This is a genomic window from Pseudomonas sp. LBUM1658 (genome assembly GCF_059716055.1).
The window spans coordinates 3,122,874-3,137,195 of the sequence record NZ_CP166798.1 but is presented as its reverse complement, the minus strand read 5'-3'; the positions used below and the strand labels follow the sequence as shown (position 1 = coordinate 3,137,195).

Here is a 14,322-nt window from a genome sequence, read left to right as displayed (position 1 = left end):
CTAGTAAAAAATCAAAAAAAAGGACGAATCACAAAATCATGCGATTCGTCATGGTCAAGGCGGTTTCGAAGGGCTTGGTGGACTTGTTGACCTTCGCCAAAAGCGAAGCACCGAGCCACAGCTGGTAAAGGGATTCCGCTAACTCATACGCCGTCATAGTCGAGGGTATCGAGCCATCCGCCATACCTTTCTCTACACACCCGGCGATACGCTGGATGATTTTGTCCGTGCCCACTAAAAGCACGCTGCGCATGTCTTCAGAGAAGTCGCACACCTCGGCACCCAGCTTGACCACCAGACATTTTTCTTCTGGCACATCGGCACCTTGTGTCTCAGCCCAATAGCGGAAATAGCCAACCAGACGCTCGGCCCCAGTGCCCTGCGCATTGAGGAGTCCATCTACCCTACCCAGGTACTCAGCGAAATATTCTTCGAGCAACGCCTGGCCGAACTCTTCTTTGGATCGGAAGTAATGGTAAAAAGAGCCCTTGGGTACACCGGCAGCGGTCAGCACTTCCGTCAAGCCAACGGCGGTGTAGCCTTTATAGGTCATCAGCGACTTCGCCACATCGATAATGTGTTGTCGCATATCTTGGGTTGGTTTCTTCATAGGGGAGGCACTCTACAGAAAACTAGACCGGTCGTCTAGTTACTTCTTGAAGACCTATCCGGTCGCCGGGATGCTTGCAGTGGCAGGCCCCTCTGAGGCTCACAGCGGCGCAGAAACGCTGCTCCTCCCCGACCGCCTGGATACCAGCCATATTCGTCGTTGAACTACGAAAACAAAAAGAGCCATAGGCTTTTGATAGCCGATGGCTCTTGATGGATAGCTATGCTTTCTGCGCTACTCGCTCAACCCTTGAAGGCTCAAGGGCTGCCTTTTCCCATTTGGCGATGACCAATGGTGCAATCGCATTTCCCAGCACGTTCAGCGTGGTTGTTCCGCTATCGATAATCCTGAAGATCCCCGCGATTAGCGCTACCCCTTCCAATGGAAGACCGGCAGACGCCAATGTGGCGGACAGAATAATAATGGCAAATCCAGGTACCCCAGCTGCACCTTTAGAGGTCAGCACCATCGTGACCACCAGCAGAATCTGCTGAGATAACGACAGGTCGATACCATAGAGTTGTGCGACAAAAATCGTCGCCACACCGAGGAAAATCGATGCGCCATCCAGATTGAATGCATAACCCACCGGCACCACAAAACTGACGATACGACGCGGGACGCCATAGCTCTCCAGCTTGCTCATCAACTGCGGCATAACGGCTGCTGATGCGGCACTAGAGAAAGCAAGAATCAGCTCATTCCTGAAGTACTTGATCAGTTTGAAAATATTCTCGCCAATCAGGTAGCAAATGCCGCCGAGCACCACCAGAGCAAAGAGAATCAGAGCCAGGTAAACGACGCCGATCAACTTGAGCAAAGGCAATAGTGAGGCAAAGCCAAAGGTCGCAACGGTAGCGCCAATCATGCCAAATACGCCTATTGGCGCATAAGCCATGACGATTGAGACGACCTTGAACATTGCATCAGAGAGACCTTGAATCACCGCAACCACCGGTGCGCTTTTCTCTCTTGGGAGCGAGTTCAATGCAATGCCGAACAGCACGGCGAAGAACAGCACCGACAGCAGTTTCGCTTCCGACATCGCTACAATCACGTTATCGGGGACGATATTCTGCAAGATGACGAGGGCGCCCTTGGAGGGTTCCAGATTCATCGTGGCGGTGCTGTGCGAGATTCCCGAAATGTCAGTGCCCGTTCCAGGCTCGAAAATGTTCGCGAAACACAACCCCATCACAATAGCCAAGCCTGTAATCGCGAAGAAGTAAGCCAGCGACTTCACGCCCATACGACCAAAGGACTTGTTATCACCGCCTCCAGCGATGCCCAGAATCATGCAACAGAACACAATTGGCACAACGACCATCTTCATCATTTTAATAAAGATATCGCCGAGTGGTTTCAGAACTTCACTACTGACCCACAACTGATACTGCGGGTGTGTATTGAGGTACCAACCTACGAGCACGCCAAGCAAAAGCCCGGCAACAATTTGCCAAACCAAAGGGATACGTTTCATGTCTAGCCTTTTTGTTGGAATGAAAGGACTGCGTTATGTGGCAGTTGCTAGAGTCATGAGCTTCCAGCTCATTTGAAATCAAATGGCACAACAAGGTTGTGCCAATATCTTTATTATTTTGCGAAGAGTTGGCTCATATCCTTGAACGCCTTGAACTCAAGTGCGTTGCCACACGGATCGAACAGGAACATCGTGGCTTGTTCGCCGACCTGCCCTTTGAAACGAATGTAGGGTTCAATCACAAACTCAGTGCCAAAGGATTTCAGTCGCTCGGCCAGTGCTTCCCACTGTTCCCAACCCAAGATAATGCCGAAGTGAGGAACAGGTACATCGTGTCCGTCTACTGGGTTGCTATGGACACTCTCTTGGGAAGCGGTCTTTGGATGCTCATGAATAACCAGTTGGTGACCATAAAAGTTGAAGTCGACCCATTGCGTGCTGGAGCGACCCTCTTCCAGTCCGAACACTTCTCCATAAAAGGTGCGTGCTCCGGCAAGGTTGTAAACAGGAATAGCGAGGTGAAAAGGAGAAAGGCTCATCAGAACTCCAATTAAAGTGTTTTTATAGGTTTATGAAATCGGAACAGAGTATTAATGCCGCCCGATGGTTTTGAGCACCGTCCACAGCCTTTAGCGTTTTGAACGGAAGTGAATTTCAATAATTAGCTCAGCTGCTCGCATGCCAACCGTATGCGTTCGCACGCCAGCTCAAGTTGTTCAGTGGATGTCGCGAACGAAATCCGGAAATACCCTTCGAGGCCAAATGCACTGCCAGGCACTACCGCCACTCGTGCCTTTTCAAGCAGATAACGGCAAACATCGGCGTCATCGCCAAGCCACTTTTTGTCGGGAGTTTGGCGATTGATCAGCCCTTCACAGGAAGGGAACAAGTAGAACGCCCCCTCTGGTCGACGGCAGGTCAAACCCGGAGTGGAGTCGAACGCATCCAGGCACAGGTCGCGGCGCTGGCGGAATATTTGATTTCGGCTCTCCAGAAAGTCTAGAGGCCCGTCGAGCGCTGCCTGCGCCGCCGCTTGTGCGATGGAGCACGGATTACTGGTGCTTTGTGACTGGAGGGTGGCCATCGCTGCGATCAGATCCTTCGGCCCCCCAGCAAAACCGATACGCCAGCCCGTCATGGAATACGCCTTCGAAACACCGTTGACCGTCAGAGTCCGATTGCGCAATGCCGGAACCTGAGCTGCGATGGTGTTGAACTCCCAGCCGTCGTACCGCAGGTGTTCATAGATGTCATCCGAGAGCGCATACACCTGCGGATGACCCAAGAGCACAGCGCCCAACTGCTTCAGTTCCATCGCCGAGTAGCCGGCACCGGTCGGGTTGCTCGGCGAGTTCAGGATGATCCATTTGGTGCGGGGAGTAATTGCGCGTTTAAGCTGCGCGGCAGTGATCTTGAACCCCTGGTTTTCCGGGCAGCTCACTTCCACGGGAATGCCGCCGGCGAGCCGTACCATGTCCGGATAGGAGACCCAGTAAGGAGCGGGAATGATCACCTCGTCACCATGGTTCAGGGTTGCCAGCAACGCGTTGAAGATGATCTGTTTAGCACCAGTGCCGACGCTGATTTCCGATAACTCATAACCAAGGCCATTCTCGCGTTCAAACTTGCGAACGATGGCGGCTTTCAGCTCTGGCGTTCCATCGACATCGGTGTACCGAGTCAGGCCTTTGTCGATCGCAATCTTGGCTGCCGCGTTTACATGATCAGGTGTCGGAAAGTCGGGCTCGCCCTGGGACAAGCCGATGATATCCACGCCTTGACGTTTCAACTCAGCCGCTTTTCTGGTGATGGCAAGCGTCGGTGAAGGCTTCACAGCTTGCAGAAGATTCGCCAGCAGTTGCATACCCTGACCCTTTTTGTTTTTGAGGATGGGGCCATCGTAGAGGCGCAGGCTGATCAAGAAAATCAATATGTTTTTATTAGAAACACAATTAATATTTGTGAATGATCAAAGAACTGAAGACACTCATCGCCGTCGCACGGGAAGGCACTTTCGCCGCTGCCGGGAACAAGATCGGCCTCACCCAGGCCGCAGTGAGCGCACAGATACAGCGTCTGGAGGCGGAGCTCGGCTTCGAGATTTTCGACAGGAAGGGACGCTCGGCCCACCTCAACAGAATGGGCCATCAAATACTTCTGCAGGCGCAGGAGTTGCTTCGCCTTTATGACAACCTAGGCTCCACCAACGCCGGACTTCCTGCCAGCGTTCTGGTGAACATCGGTGCTATCGCTTCCGTGCAGCGCTCCTTTTTACCAGACGCGCTAGCGAAGTTTCACCAACAATGCCCGCAGTGCCGCACCCGTGTAATCCCTGGGCTATCGATGGAGTTGGTCAACCTCGTGGATGCCGGCGAAATCGACATGGCAGCAATCATTCGCCCACCCTTCTCGCTTCAAAGCGATCTGCGCTGGACGACCTTGGCACTTGAGCCATACCGCCTAATCGTTCCGCGCGATTTGCCGGGAGAAGATTGGTCAGAACTGCTTTCCAGCCAACCGTTCATTCGGTATGACAGATCATCATTCGGGGGCAGACAGGTGGATCGCTTCCTGCGGCAGACACATTTCAATCTGCGTGAGGTTTGCGAGCTGGATGAACTGGAGGCCATCATCAAGCTCGTTGAAAATGGTGTTGGTGTAGCCCTGGTGCCGCAGACAGCAACACATCAGGAATGGCCAACAGGTGTACGAGCGCTCGACCTCGGACAGCACACCTTCCATCGTGATATCGGGCTCGTACATCGGTCTCGGCAGAGTTTTACCGAGCCTGTACGAATTTTGGCCCAACTTATTAGTGACCAGGTAAAGACCAGTTCTGAATAAAATCCACACAGCAAAAAGGGCCCTCGAAGGGCCCTTTTGTACTCAAACCAAAATCACTTGGTCAGCCAAGACTCGACGGTGTCGGAGCCGTATTCCGCTTTCCATTCCTTCAGTGTTTTGTGATTCCCCCCTTTGGTTTCGACGACTTCAACAGTTTTTGGATTTTTGTAAATCTTCACTTGGCGAGGTTTGCGCGTGCCCGATTGCGACTGGACTGCTGGAGCGCGCCGCCCTGCTTGCGGATCAAGCAAATTGACGATGTCTTTCAAGCTGTAGCCATACTTCGCAAGCAAAGCGCTCAGCTTCGTTTCAAATTAAATTTCCTGTTTATGTACACAGGGTTTCCCCCCCTGACGACCGACGGAGCGTGTTGATTGAGCTCGACCATCAAGCGGCAGCCAACTTGATCGAGTTATACATAGGCATCCACGAGAGCTATGTTTCAGTGGCCAGCGGCTTCTCCAACGATCAATTGCTCACGATTGCCGAATTTCTTGAAAAGGTAAGCCAAGTGCCGTCGAAACAAGACAGTCTCTAACGCGACTTTGAAAAGGTGATCTAACGCTTTTCCGCTAAGTCCTTACTCGATTTGGGTATCGCAATACGGCTACTGGTCTTGACCTCGCGTAATGACAGGCTGGACTGGATGGAGGCAATACCCACCTGACGCCTGAGCACCTGCTCGATAAATTCACTGTAGCTATCAAGATCCTCTGCCAACACTTGCAGCACGTAATCGGCATCCCCGGTGATCTTGTGACAGGACAACACTTCGGGCAATTGCGCAATCACCGCCTCGAAGGCGTCCGGAGCGTGATCGGCGTGGGTGGAAAAACGAATGTGCACGAACGCCATGATATCCAGCCCCAGCATTCTTCGATCAAGGTTCGCCTGGTAGCCCTTAATCACGCCCGCCTCCTCCATTCTCTTACGCCGCCGCCAGCAAGGCGTAAGACTTAACGAAAGCCGCTCACTGAGCTCGGCGTTGGAAATACTCGCGTCCTCCTGCAGCAATGCGAGAATCGCCAAGTCGGTGTCGTCGAGACTGATGCGCTTGGATATTTTTTTCTGCATTGCGCCATTCCTGAGTAAAACCTCCCGCAAAATCTACCAAAACCTGCAAACAAAGCAAAGAAATCGCATCCGTACCAGAACAAAATATTTGCACTGGCTCACATCAACGGATGCGCAGAATGTTTACAGTTTTCAGTGATTCCCACCGCTTGCACCATGGCACCGAATTAAAAGACGGCGTGCTCAAGCCGTCCTTCGAACAGCCCAGTCGGGCCGATACCGTCCATAAACGGGTCAAGCAGGTAGGGCTTGGCCAGATCATCGAGCCGCGAGCATTTGACCGGTCGTGCTATGTAAACGCGCACAGCGAGCGCTACGTAACCTTTCTGGAAACCGCCTGGTCTGAATGGTGCGCAACCGGACGCACCCACGATGCCTTGCCGCTGGTGTGGCCAGTGCGTGATCTGGACAACGAGCAAGTGCCGACTTTTATCGACGGCAAGCTGGGTTTCTTCGCCATGGACGCCGGCTCCCCCATTACCGCTACCACGTGGCAAGCGGTAAAAACCAGCGCCGATATCGCGCTGACCGGACTGGCGCTGATCGATGAAGGCCACGACAGTGCCTTTGCCCTGTGCCGTCCGCCCGGCCATCACGCAGCACGCGAATACATGGGCGGCTACTGCTATCTCAACAACGCAGCCATTGCCGCACAGCAGGCTATTACCCAAGGCGCCAAACGTATCGCCGTACTGGACGTCGACTTTCATCATGGCAACGGTACCCAGAACATTTTCTACGGGCGCAGTGACGTCATGTTTGTCTCGTTGCACGGCGAACCGGCGGTGTCCTATCCGTACTACTCAGGCTTCAGCCACGAAGTCGGCGCTGGCAACGGCGAAGGTTACAACCTGAACTATCCGATGCCGAAGAACACCACCTGGGAAAGCTACCGCAACGCCTTGCTTCACGCCTGCAAGAAACTCCAGCAATTTGCGCCTGAAGTGCTGGTTATTTCACTGGGCGTCGACACGTTCAAGGACGACCCCATCAGCCACTTCCTGCTGGAAAGTGAAGACTTCACCGGCATCGGTGAGCTGATAGCAGGCGTGGGCTGCCCCACCCTGTTCGTGATGGAAGGCGGCTACATGGTCGATGAAATCGGGATCAATGCGGTCAACGTGCTGCATGGTTACGAGAGCAAACGCGCCTGAGTCATCCCCTGAACCGCAGCGTTTCAACGACTGAATCGGAGAACAAAAACATGACTCTTTTTATAGATGTCGATCATGCCGCACACCTGTTTGCCACGGTGGGAATCCACCGGGCAATCCGCGAAATGGCCGCTTACATCGAAGCTGACTATTCACGCTGGGCGCAGTTTGATAAGTCGCCCCGCACCGCTAATCATTCGGCCAACGGAGTGATCGAATTGATGCCGACCGACGATGGCCAACAGTACTCGTTCAAATACGTGAATGGTCACCCGGACAACGGTCAAAGGGACTTGCTGACGGTCATGGCCTTCGGTGTCCTGGCCGATGTCCACAGTGGCTATCCAACGTTGCTTAGCGAACTGACGCTGACCACCGCCGTGCGTACTGCCGCGACCTCCGCCCTGGTCGCGCAGTCCCTGGCGCGCCCGGGTGCAAGCATCATGGCAATCATCGGCAATGGCGCCCAGAGCGAATTTCAGGCCATCGCCTTCCACGAAATGCTGTCCATCAAGCAAATACGCATTTTCGATATCGATCGCGACGCTTCACTTAAGTTGAAGCGCAATCTGTCAGCATTCCCGGATATTGAGGTGATTCTGGCCAACTCGGTACAAGACGCGGTCAAGGGCGCGCACATCGTCACCACAGTCACCGCAGACAAGGCCTATGCAACGATTCTGACGCTCGAGATGATCGAGCCCGGCATGCATATCAATGCCATAGGCGGTGACTGCCCGGGGAAAACCGAACTGCACGCCGAGATCCTGCGCAATGCCCGAGTCATCGTTGAATTTGAACCTCAAACCCGGATTGAAGGCGATATTCAACAACTGGAGGCCGACTCTCCCGTCGTCGAGTTTTTCCGGATTGTTCAGGGTGAAGTACCGGGCCGCGAGAACGACGCACAGGTCACAGTTTTCGATTCGGTGGGCTTTGCCCTGGAAGACTTTTCGTCACTGCGCTACGTGCACGACCTGGCCCGAGAGCATGCCATCGGTGAGCGCATCCATCTGGTGCCGACGCCTTCCAACATAAAAAATCTCTACCAACTGCTTGATCAGCAGCCAGCAATCGTCCCCTCGCGCCTGCGCACGGCCAGCTGATAGCCATAGGTGATGCCCCTGAGCAAAGTGCCAAGGGGCTACTCACCCTGTAGTGAACGCGAAACCCTGCCACCCGCAAACCACCACCGTCAGTAGCCGTTGCATCTCTAACAAGAACGCTAGACAGCCACTTTTCTGCCAAAACTCAAAAACATAAAATCAAGAGGTTTTGTAATGAAATCGACTCCGTCCGAGCGGGTTGAACAGCCCGCGCTGCAGCGTACGCTCAGCAATCGTCACATTCAGTTAATGGCCATGGGAGGTGCCATCGGTACAGGCCTGTTCATGGGTTCCGGGAAGATCATCGCCCTCTCCGGCACGTCGATCATCCTCATCTATATGATCATCGGTCTGTTCGTCTACTTCGTTATGCGCGCCATGGGCGAGCTGCTGCTTTCCAACTTGAACTTCAAAAGTTTCGCGGATTTTGCCGGAGCCTACCTCGGCCCACGCGCGGCGTTCTTCCTCGGCTGGTCGTACTGGTTGAGCTGGAGCGTCGCGGTGATTGGCGATGCAGTAGTGGTCGGCGGATTTTTTCAGTATTGGTTCCCCGATGTACCCGCCTGGATACCGGCCATCGGTATGCTAATGACGCTGTTCGCCTTAAATGTGCTGACCGTCCGGCTTTTCGGTGAAGTAGAGTTCTGGTTCGCGATCATCAAGATCGTTGCCGTCGTCACCCTGATTGGCGTCAGCATGGTGCTGATTGCCAGCTCCTTTGTCTCACCCAATGGCGTCACGGCATCCCTGAGCCACCTGCTGGATAAACAGGCAACCTTCCCTAACGGCTTGTTCGGTTTCTTCGCCGGTTTCCAGATGGCCATCTTCTCATTTGCCGGCACCGAGTTGATCGGCATCGCAGCCGCGGAAACCCGCTCCCCCGAGAAGACCTTGCCTAAAGCCATCAACTCGATTCCGCTGAGAATCATCCTGTTTTATGTGTTGGCACTGGCCTGCATTATTGCGGTGACTTCCTGGCAACAGGTTTCGCCCAACAAGAGCCCCTTCGTCGAACTGTTTCTGGTTGCAGGGTTTCCCGCAGCAGCAGGTATCGTCAACTTTGTGGTGCTGACGTCTGCCGCCTCATCGGCCAACAGTGGCGTATTTTCATCCAGTCGCATGCTGTTTGGACTGGCCAATCACGACAATGCTCCGGGGATTTTTCGGCGCTTATCGAGCAGTAGCGTCCCCTTGCTAAGCCTGGCGTTCACGACACTGTTGATGTTGGTGGGTGTACTGTTGCTGTTCATCGTTCCGGAAGTCATGACCGCGTTCACCATAGTTTCTACCGTGTCGGCGATCCTGGTGATTTTCACTTGGTCGACCATCCTCGCGTCGTACATTGCCTATCGAAAAAGCCGGCCCGACCTGCATGCGAAATCGGCCTACAAGATGCCTGGCGGCGTGCCGATGGCCTGGTTCTCCTTGGCGTTCCTGGGGTTTGTTCTCTGCCTGCTGGCATTAAGACCTGACACTCGTATTGCCTTACTGGTCATGCCAGGGTGGTTCATTTGGTTGGCAATTGCTTATCAGCTGACCCATTCCAGAAAGCTAAAATCCGCTGCTGGTTCGGCAAATCAGTACAGCTGATGTTCACCTGCCACCTTTAGGTGCCGACGCAGTAAAACGCGCTTGAGCGACGTGGCATTTGTGGGGCGCCTGCAGGTTGAAGAGTTGCAAGCGAAGGCCGTCAAGTTTTACTGACGGCCAGCTCTACGGATGGACGGCTCGGCTAAGTACATCGTTGGTGGACTCTCAACGTATCTTGCGGCCCTTTTGTACTCAAACCAAAATCACTGGGCCAGCCAAGACTCCACGGTGTCAGAACCGTATTCGGCTTTCCATTCCTTCAGCGTTTTGTGGTTGCCGCCTTTGGTTTCCACCACTTCGCCGGTATTCGGGTTTTTGTAGACCTTTACCTGGCGTGGCTTGCGAGTGCCGGCTTTGGACGCGGTAGCTGGTGCGCGACGACCGGCCTGTGGATCGAGCAGGTTGATCACGTTCTGCAGGCTGTAACCGTACTGAGCAAGCAGCTCACGCAGCTTGGTTTCGAATTCAATTTCCTTCTTGAGGCCAGCGTCACCCTTAAGGGCTTCAAGCGCTTGGAGCTGCTCGGCTAGGTGTTTTTCGAGTTGGCGGAATTCTGCGAGTTTGGACACGGGAAACCTCTTCTGAGTAACGCTCTAACGGTACATCAAAAACAGAAAATGCCGACTTCCAGGGGGTTGGCCGAATCTGGCGCATGCCGATGACCAACGTCATCGACCGGCAACTTGTGGTGCGCAGCAATGCGAGAAAATATCTTGGAACGCTGAGCGAAATGAGGGGGCATCTGTTCCGCACATGGGTGTAGGTCACCACTATTATTCAAAAATACCTGGCGACTTTCACAGCGAATTGGGATCGGGGCTTGAAGCCCAGTTCTTCGGACATAGCGCTCTAAACGAGGCAGGAGGTAAGCGATTTGTCTTATTCAACTGAAGATCGAAGCGATAGGTGGCGATCTTTCGCTGCGGATACTCTCGCGTTGATCCTATTTTTTACCGTTACAGGCATCCTTAACGAGCGGCTCATTGCGGGGATGGCTTGGGAGCAGGTGCTTCATACCCGACTTCTAGGTGCCGGGCTTATGGTTCTGACTGGCCGCCCATATGGGCTTTGGCGAGACTGGTTCATGAGATTTTCCAGCACGAGTCGAAGTTCCCATATCTTGTGGGACTCGCTCGCTCTCGTAAGCTTCCAGGTACCAATCTATGCAGCCATATTGGCAATCTGCGGGGCTAACGGCGAAGAACTGCTGTATGGATCGCTTGGTGTGACGGTAATTATGCTAACTCTGGGACGACCATATGGAGCTTTCCTGAACTTCGTCAGAGGTCGTTTCGGCCTCCCGGACGGAGGAGAAAAGCCAATGTCGTTGAACATGTGATAGCCATTTTGTGGCTTCGGTGAGGGCGATGACGTCCGCTTTAAAATAAGTGGACGCTATTGCCCTTATCGCTCTTGGCGTGTAGTTCAGGTAGGTGCAGGTGACGGGCAATATGCCAACGAAGCCAGCGCCGGATCTCGATGTAGTCGTCACGGTGCCGATCGCCCCAGTTCGGCATCTCTTTGGAGAGAGCACAACCAAGTGCGCGGACGCCAGCTTGACCCCCTGTGCTCGAGTGCAAGCGCGTCAGCTCGTCCAACCCAGGTTGTCTTTTGTATTGCGCCAACGCTTGCCCAAGTACCTGATGAAGCGATGCACCGTAGGCACGCAATGCTACTGCCCAGACCGTCGCTTCCAGCTCTGACTCTAGCTCCACTTGATTCTCACATTACCCCACCCGCCGAAAACACAACATATAATGGTAAAAAACGAAATAAAACCGATGAATAGCAATATGTGGATTTTTTTGAAAAAATTGACGGTATTTTGTATTCAAAGCATAAGCAGCAGCCCACGGCTGTAAGTAATGCGATTCCCCTTGGGCCCCCAAGGCCTGCGTTTCAGTTTCAGCTTCTGTTCCAGCTTTCAATCCTGTGGGATTAAAAAGCTAAAGAAAACAGAAGAAAAAACCGGCGGCATCCTATCGGATAAAGGTGTGTGCGGGCAGCGCTGCTTTTCTCTTGCCTTCAAATATATAAACCCTGTTCCATCCTTGTATAAAGGCCCACTCTCACCATCAAGAATTTAATTCTGGAACCCGCTCCGGGTTTTATACTGTGGTTCCCAACAGGGTACCGACTCCTGCTGCCACCGCCATCGAAAGCGCACTCCAAAAAGTCACACGTAAAACCCCATTTTTAATATTCGCCCCGCCGACCTTGGCCGCCAAGCCGCCAAGGATAGCAAGGAAGACCAACGACGCGACGACGATGACTGGGATGAGATGTTCTTGTGGAACTACTACGACCACGAGTAATGGTAGTGCCGCACCTACGGCAAAGCTTAGCGCAGATGCAAGAGCAGCCTGTAATGGCTTTGCACTCATCGCATCGGTGATTCCCAACTCATCTCGGGCATGCGCCCCCAAGGCGTCGTGATCCATTAGTTTAGTCGCGACTTCTTTTGCAAGCGGCACCTCAAGTCCTCGCTCAACATAAATTCCTGTCAGTTCACGATTCTCGCCCTTCGGATTTTCCTGAATCTCAATTCGCTCCGTCTCTAGGGCAGCCGCTTCCGTGTCGGCTTGGGACTGCACGGAAACGTACTCTCCGGTAGCCATCGACATAGCACCGGCGACGAGAGCAGAGACACCCGCTATAAGGATGCTGTTGTGAGTTGCGTGAGAGGCGGCTACGCCCAGAATCAGACTTGAAGTTGAAACGATTCCGTCATTGGCCCCCAATACGGCAGCGCGCAGCCAACCAATGTTGTCTATTGAGTGTTTCTCTTTATGATGCGCTGCCATTCTGGAATTCTCCGTGTGAAAAATTGCATTAGGTCGGGTCACTCTGGCGTCATGAGCACCGTGAGATTCATGTTGATGAACGGAGATCCAATCACCGGTAATGACTGAATCAACCGATTAAATTTCAGAAAGATGCTTTACGCTGCCAGCATGCCCCAGAACATACCGATCACGGCAAAAAGCCATTACGATAGTACATCGTGTTTAACAAAAAAGGGCCCTCGAAGGGCCCTTTTGTACTCAAACCGAATTCACTTGCTCAGCCACGATTCCACGGTGTCAGAACCATATTTCGCTTTCCATTCTTTGAGCGTCTTGTGGTTGCCACCTTGGTTCCAAGGCACTGTTCACATGCACGACTACTCGAAACCTCCCGAAGCGGTCGTTCGCACAGTCCCATAAATGGTTTTCTTGCGATGGCGGCAAACCTAAGCAGCCTGTTCCATTTGCGCTCGTGAGGTCAGCAAGGCCAACACAGCAGCGAGTAATAACAAAGCAGCACTGGCGAAGAAGGTGATGCGATAGCCGCTACCATCAAACAGGATGCCGCCAATGGTCGAGCCCAGTGCGATGGATAGCTGAATCACAGCCACCATCAGGCCACCACCGGCTTCAGCGTCCTTGGGCAATGCTTTGGCTAACCACGCCCACCAGCCCACGGGTGCTGCCGTAGCCACCAAGCCCCACATTCCCAGTAATACAAAAGCCGCCACCACTCCGCCACCCGAGATGATCAAAGCCAATGCAATTGCGGCCATCAATACCGGAATGCAAACCAAGGTACGGTACATGCCAATCTTCAGGAACGTACCAATCAACATGGTGCCAAGGAAGCCTGCGACGCCGATCACCAACAAAATCATCGACAGCATGGAGACATCCACGCGGGTTACGGTTTCCAGGAATGGGCGCACATAGGTGAACAACACGAACTGCCCCATGAAGAAGGCACCCACCCCCAACATGCCGAATGTGACCAACCGACTCCTGAACAACCGAAAAACATTGCCGGAGCCAACCTTGCGCGGTTCGGCCTTCATTGACGGCAGGCTGATCCACTGCCACACCAGTGCTATGAGTGCTACCGGCATCAGACAGAAGAATGCGCCCCGCCAGCCGATGACACCCCCAAGATAGCTTCCCAGCGGCGCGGCCACCACAGTCGCTAGCGCATTTCCGCTGTTGAAGATCGCGAGTGCCTTGGGCACGCTACTGGTCGGAACCAGCCGCATCGCCATTGCCGCCGACATCGACCAGAACCCACCGATCACTACACCGATCAGCGCACGGCCGATCATGTACACCAGATAGTTGGGAGCCAAACCGACGACCAACCCCGACACGCACATAAGCCCGGTCAGCAGCAGCAATAAGGTTTTGCGGTTCATCGATCCTGCGAGCGTTGAAATCGAAAGACTGGTCAACACGGCGAAGGCACCGGAGATGGCGATACCATAGCCGGCCAGTCCTTCACTGATTTGAAGATCCGTGGCAATCGGTGTGAGCAAACTGACAGGCATGAACTCTGAGGCGATCAACGCGAACACGCATAGGGTCATTGCAAAAATACCGCTCCAATAAGCCGGGCGTTCCCCGGTCTTCGGTGGGCCGAGAGTATCGCCTGCTGGTGGCTCAAATACTTGAGTTGTCATTCAATAGT

The 14,322-nt window shown here is 53.6% G+C and carries 14 protein-coding genes and 2 pseudogenes; 6 read left to right on the top strand and 10 right to left on the bottom strand.

Annotated elements, in window-relative coordinates; genetic code table 11:
* Positions 1-28: 28 nt before the first annotated feature.
* The 4 genes from ACA064_RS14350 to ACA064_RS14335 form a co-directional block, all read right to left on the bottom strand.
* Complete coding sequence (locus ACA064_RS14350) at positions 29-610, bottom strand: TetR/AcrR family transcriptional regulator (protein ID WP_497673936.1); 582 nt, start codon at positions 608-610, stop codon at positions 29-31.
* Positions 611-830: 220 nt separating this feature from the next.
* Positions 831-2,090 (bottom strand): cation:dicarboxylate symporter family transporter, encoded by a 1,260-nt coding sequence (locus ACA064_RS14345; RefSeq protein ID WP_497673935.1) that lies wholly within the window; start codon positions 2,088-2,090, stop codon positions 831-833.
* Positions 2,091-2,203: 113 nt separating this feature from the next.
* Positions 2,204-2,629 carry a VOC family protein gene (locus ACA064_RS14340; protein ID WP_123364336.1) on the bottom strand — a complete coding sequence of 142 codons (426 nt, stop codon included), beginning with the start codon at positions 2,627-2,629 and terminating at the stop codon, positions 2,204-2,206.
* 122 nt (positions 2,630-2,751) lie between these two features.
* Positions 2,752-3,954 (bottom strand): pyridoxal phosphate-dependent aminotransferase, encoded by a 1,203-nt coding sequence (locus ACA064_RS14335; RefSeq protein WP_497674243.1) that lies wholly within the window; start codon positions 3,952-3,954, stop codon positions 2,752-2,754.
* 101 nt (positions 3,955-4,055) lie between these two features.
* On the opposite strand from ACA064_RS14335, the gene ACA064_RS14330 reads away from it, so the two are divergent.
* On the top strand, positions 4,056-4,934 hold the full coding sequence (locus ACA064_RS14330; RefSeq protein WP_497673934.1) for a LysR family transcriptional regulator: 879 nt from the start codon (positions 4,056-4,058) through the stop codon (positions 4,932-4,934).
* Positions 4,935-4,987: 53 nt separating this feature from the next.
* Here the strand turns inward: ACA064_RS14330 and ACA064_RS14325 are convergent.
* Positions 4,988-5,248: pseudogene (locus ACA064_RS14325) on the bottom strand (histone-like nucleoid-structuring protein, MvaT/MvaU family); the annotation flags it as partial.
* A 56-nt stretch (positions 5,249-5,304) separates the two neighbouring features.
* On the opposite strand from ACA064_RS14325, the gene ACA064_RS14320 reads away from it, so the two are divergent.
* Complete coding sequence (locus ACA064_RS14320) at positions 5,305-5,472, top strand: hypothetical protein (RefSeq protein ID WP_497673933.1); 168 nt, start codon at positions 5,305-5,307, stop codon at positions 5,470-5,472.
* 20 nt (positions 5,473-5,492) lie between these two features.
* Here ACA064_RS14320 and ACA064_RS14315 read toward each other — a convergent pair whose 3' ends face one another.
* Positions 5,493-6,008 carry an Lrp/AsnC family transcriptional regulator gene (locus ACA064_RS14315; protein ID WP_497673932.1) on the bottom strand — a complete coding sequence of 172 codons (516 nt, stop codon included), beginning with the start codon at positions 6,006-6,008 and terminating at the stop codon, positions 5,493-5,495.
* Between the two features lie 119 nt (positions 6,009-6,127).
* On the opposite strand from ACA064_RS14315, the gene ACA064_RS14310 reads away from it, so the two are divergent.
* The 3 genes from ACA064_RS14310 to ACA064_RS14300 all read left to right on the top strand — a co-directional run bounded on the left by ACA064_RS14310 (position 6,128) and on the right by ACA064_RS14300 (position 9,858).
* Positions 6,128-7,162, top strand: coding sequence for a histone deacetylase family protein (locus ACA064_RS14310; RefSeq protein WP_497673931.1), 1,035 nt, complete (start codon positions 6,128-6,130; stop codon positions 7,160-7,162).
* A gap of 50 nt (positions 7,163-7,212) precedes the next feature.
* Positions 7,213-8,268 (top strand): ornithine cyclodeaminase, encoded by a 1,056-nt coding sequence (gene ocd / locus ACA064_RS14305; protein WP_497673930.1) that lies wholly within the window; start codon positions 7,213-7,215, stop codon positions 8,266-8,268.
* Between the two features lie 174 nt (positions 8,269-8,442).
* Positions 8,443-9,858 carry an amino acid permease gene (locus ACA064_RS14300; protein WP_497673929.1) on the top strand — a complete coding sequence of 472 codons (1,416 nt, stop codon included), beginning with the start codon at positions 8,443-8,445 and terminating at the stop codon, positions 9,856-9,858.
* Positions 9,859-10,061: 203 nt separating this feature from the next.
* On the opposite strand, the gene ACA064_RS14295 is transcribed toward ACA064_RS14300, so the two are convergent.
* Positions 10,062-10,427: a histone-like nucleoid-structuring protein, MvaT/MvaU family gene (locus ACA064_RS14295; RefSeq protein WP_497673928.1), complete on the bottom strand. Its 366-nt coding sequence runs from the start codon at positions 10,425-10,427 to the stop codon at positions 10,062-10,064.
* Between the two features lie 305 nt (positions 10,428-10,732).
* Here ACA064_RS14295 and alaE point away from each other — a divergent pair, with 305 nt between their 5' ends.
* A complete protein-coding gene (gene alaE, locus ACA064_RS14290) occupies positions 10,733-11,197 on the top strand; it encodes an L-alanine exporter AlaE (RefSeq protein ID WP_497673927.1) in 465 nt (154 codons plus the stop codon).
* A gap of 769 nt (positions 11,198-11,966) precedes the next feature.
* On the opposite strand, the gene ACA064_RS14285 is transcribed toward alaE, so the two are convergent.
* The 3 genes and pseudogenes from ACA064_RS14285 to ACA064_RS14275 form a co-directional block, all read right to left on the bottom strand.
* Positions 11,967-12,662 (bottom strand): VIT1/CCC1 transporter family protein, encoded by a 696-nt coding sequence (locus tag ACA064_RS14285; RefSeq protein WP_415767586.1) that lies wholly within the window; start codon positions 12,660-12,662, stop codon positions 11,967-11,969.
* A gap of 251 nt (positions 12,663-12,913) precedes the next feature.
* A pseudogene (locus ACA064_RS14280) lies at positions 12,914-12,994 on the bottom strand (transcriptional regulator); the annotation flags it as partial.
* Between the two features lie 96 nt (positions 12,995-13,090).
* Positions 13,091-14,314 carry an MFS transporter gene (locus ACA064_RS14275; protein WP_497673926.1) on the bottom strand — a complete coding sequence of 408 codons (1,224 nt, stop codon included), beginning with the start codon at positions 14,312-14,314 and terminating at the stop codon, positions 13,091-13,093.
* Positions 14,315-14,322: the final 8 nt, after the last annotated feature.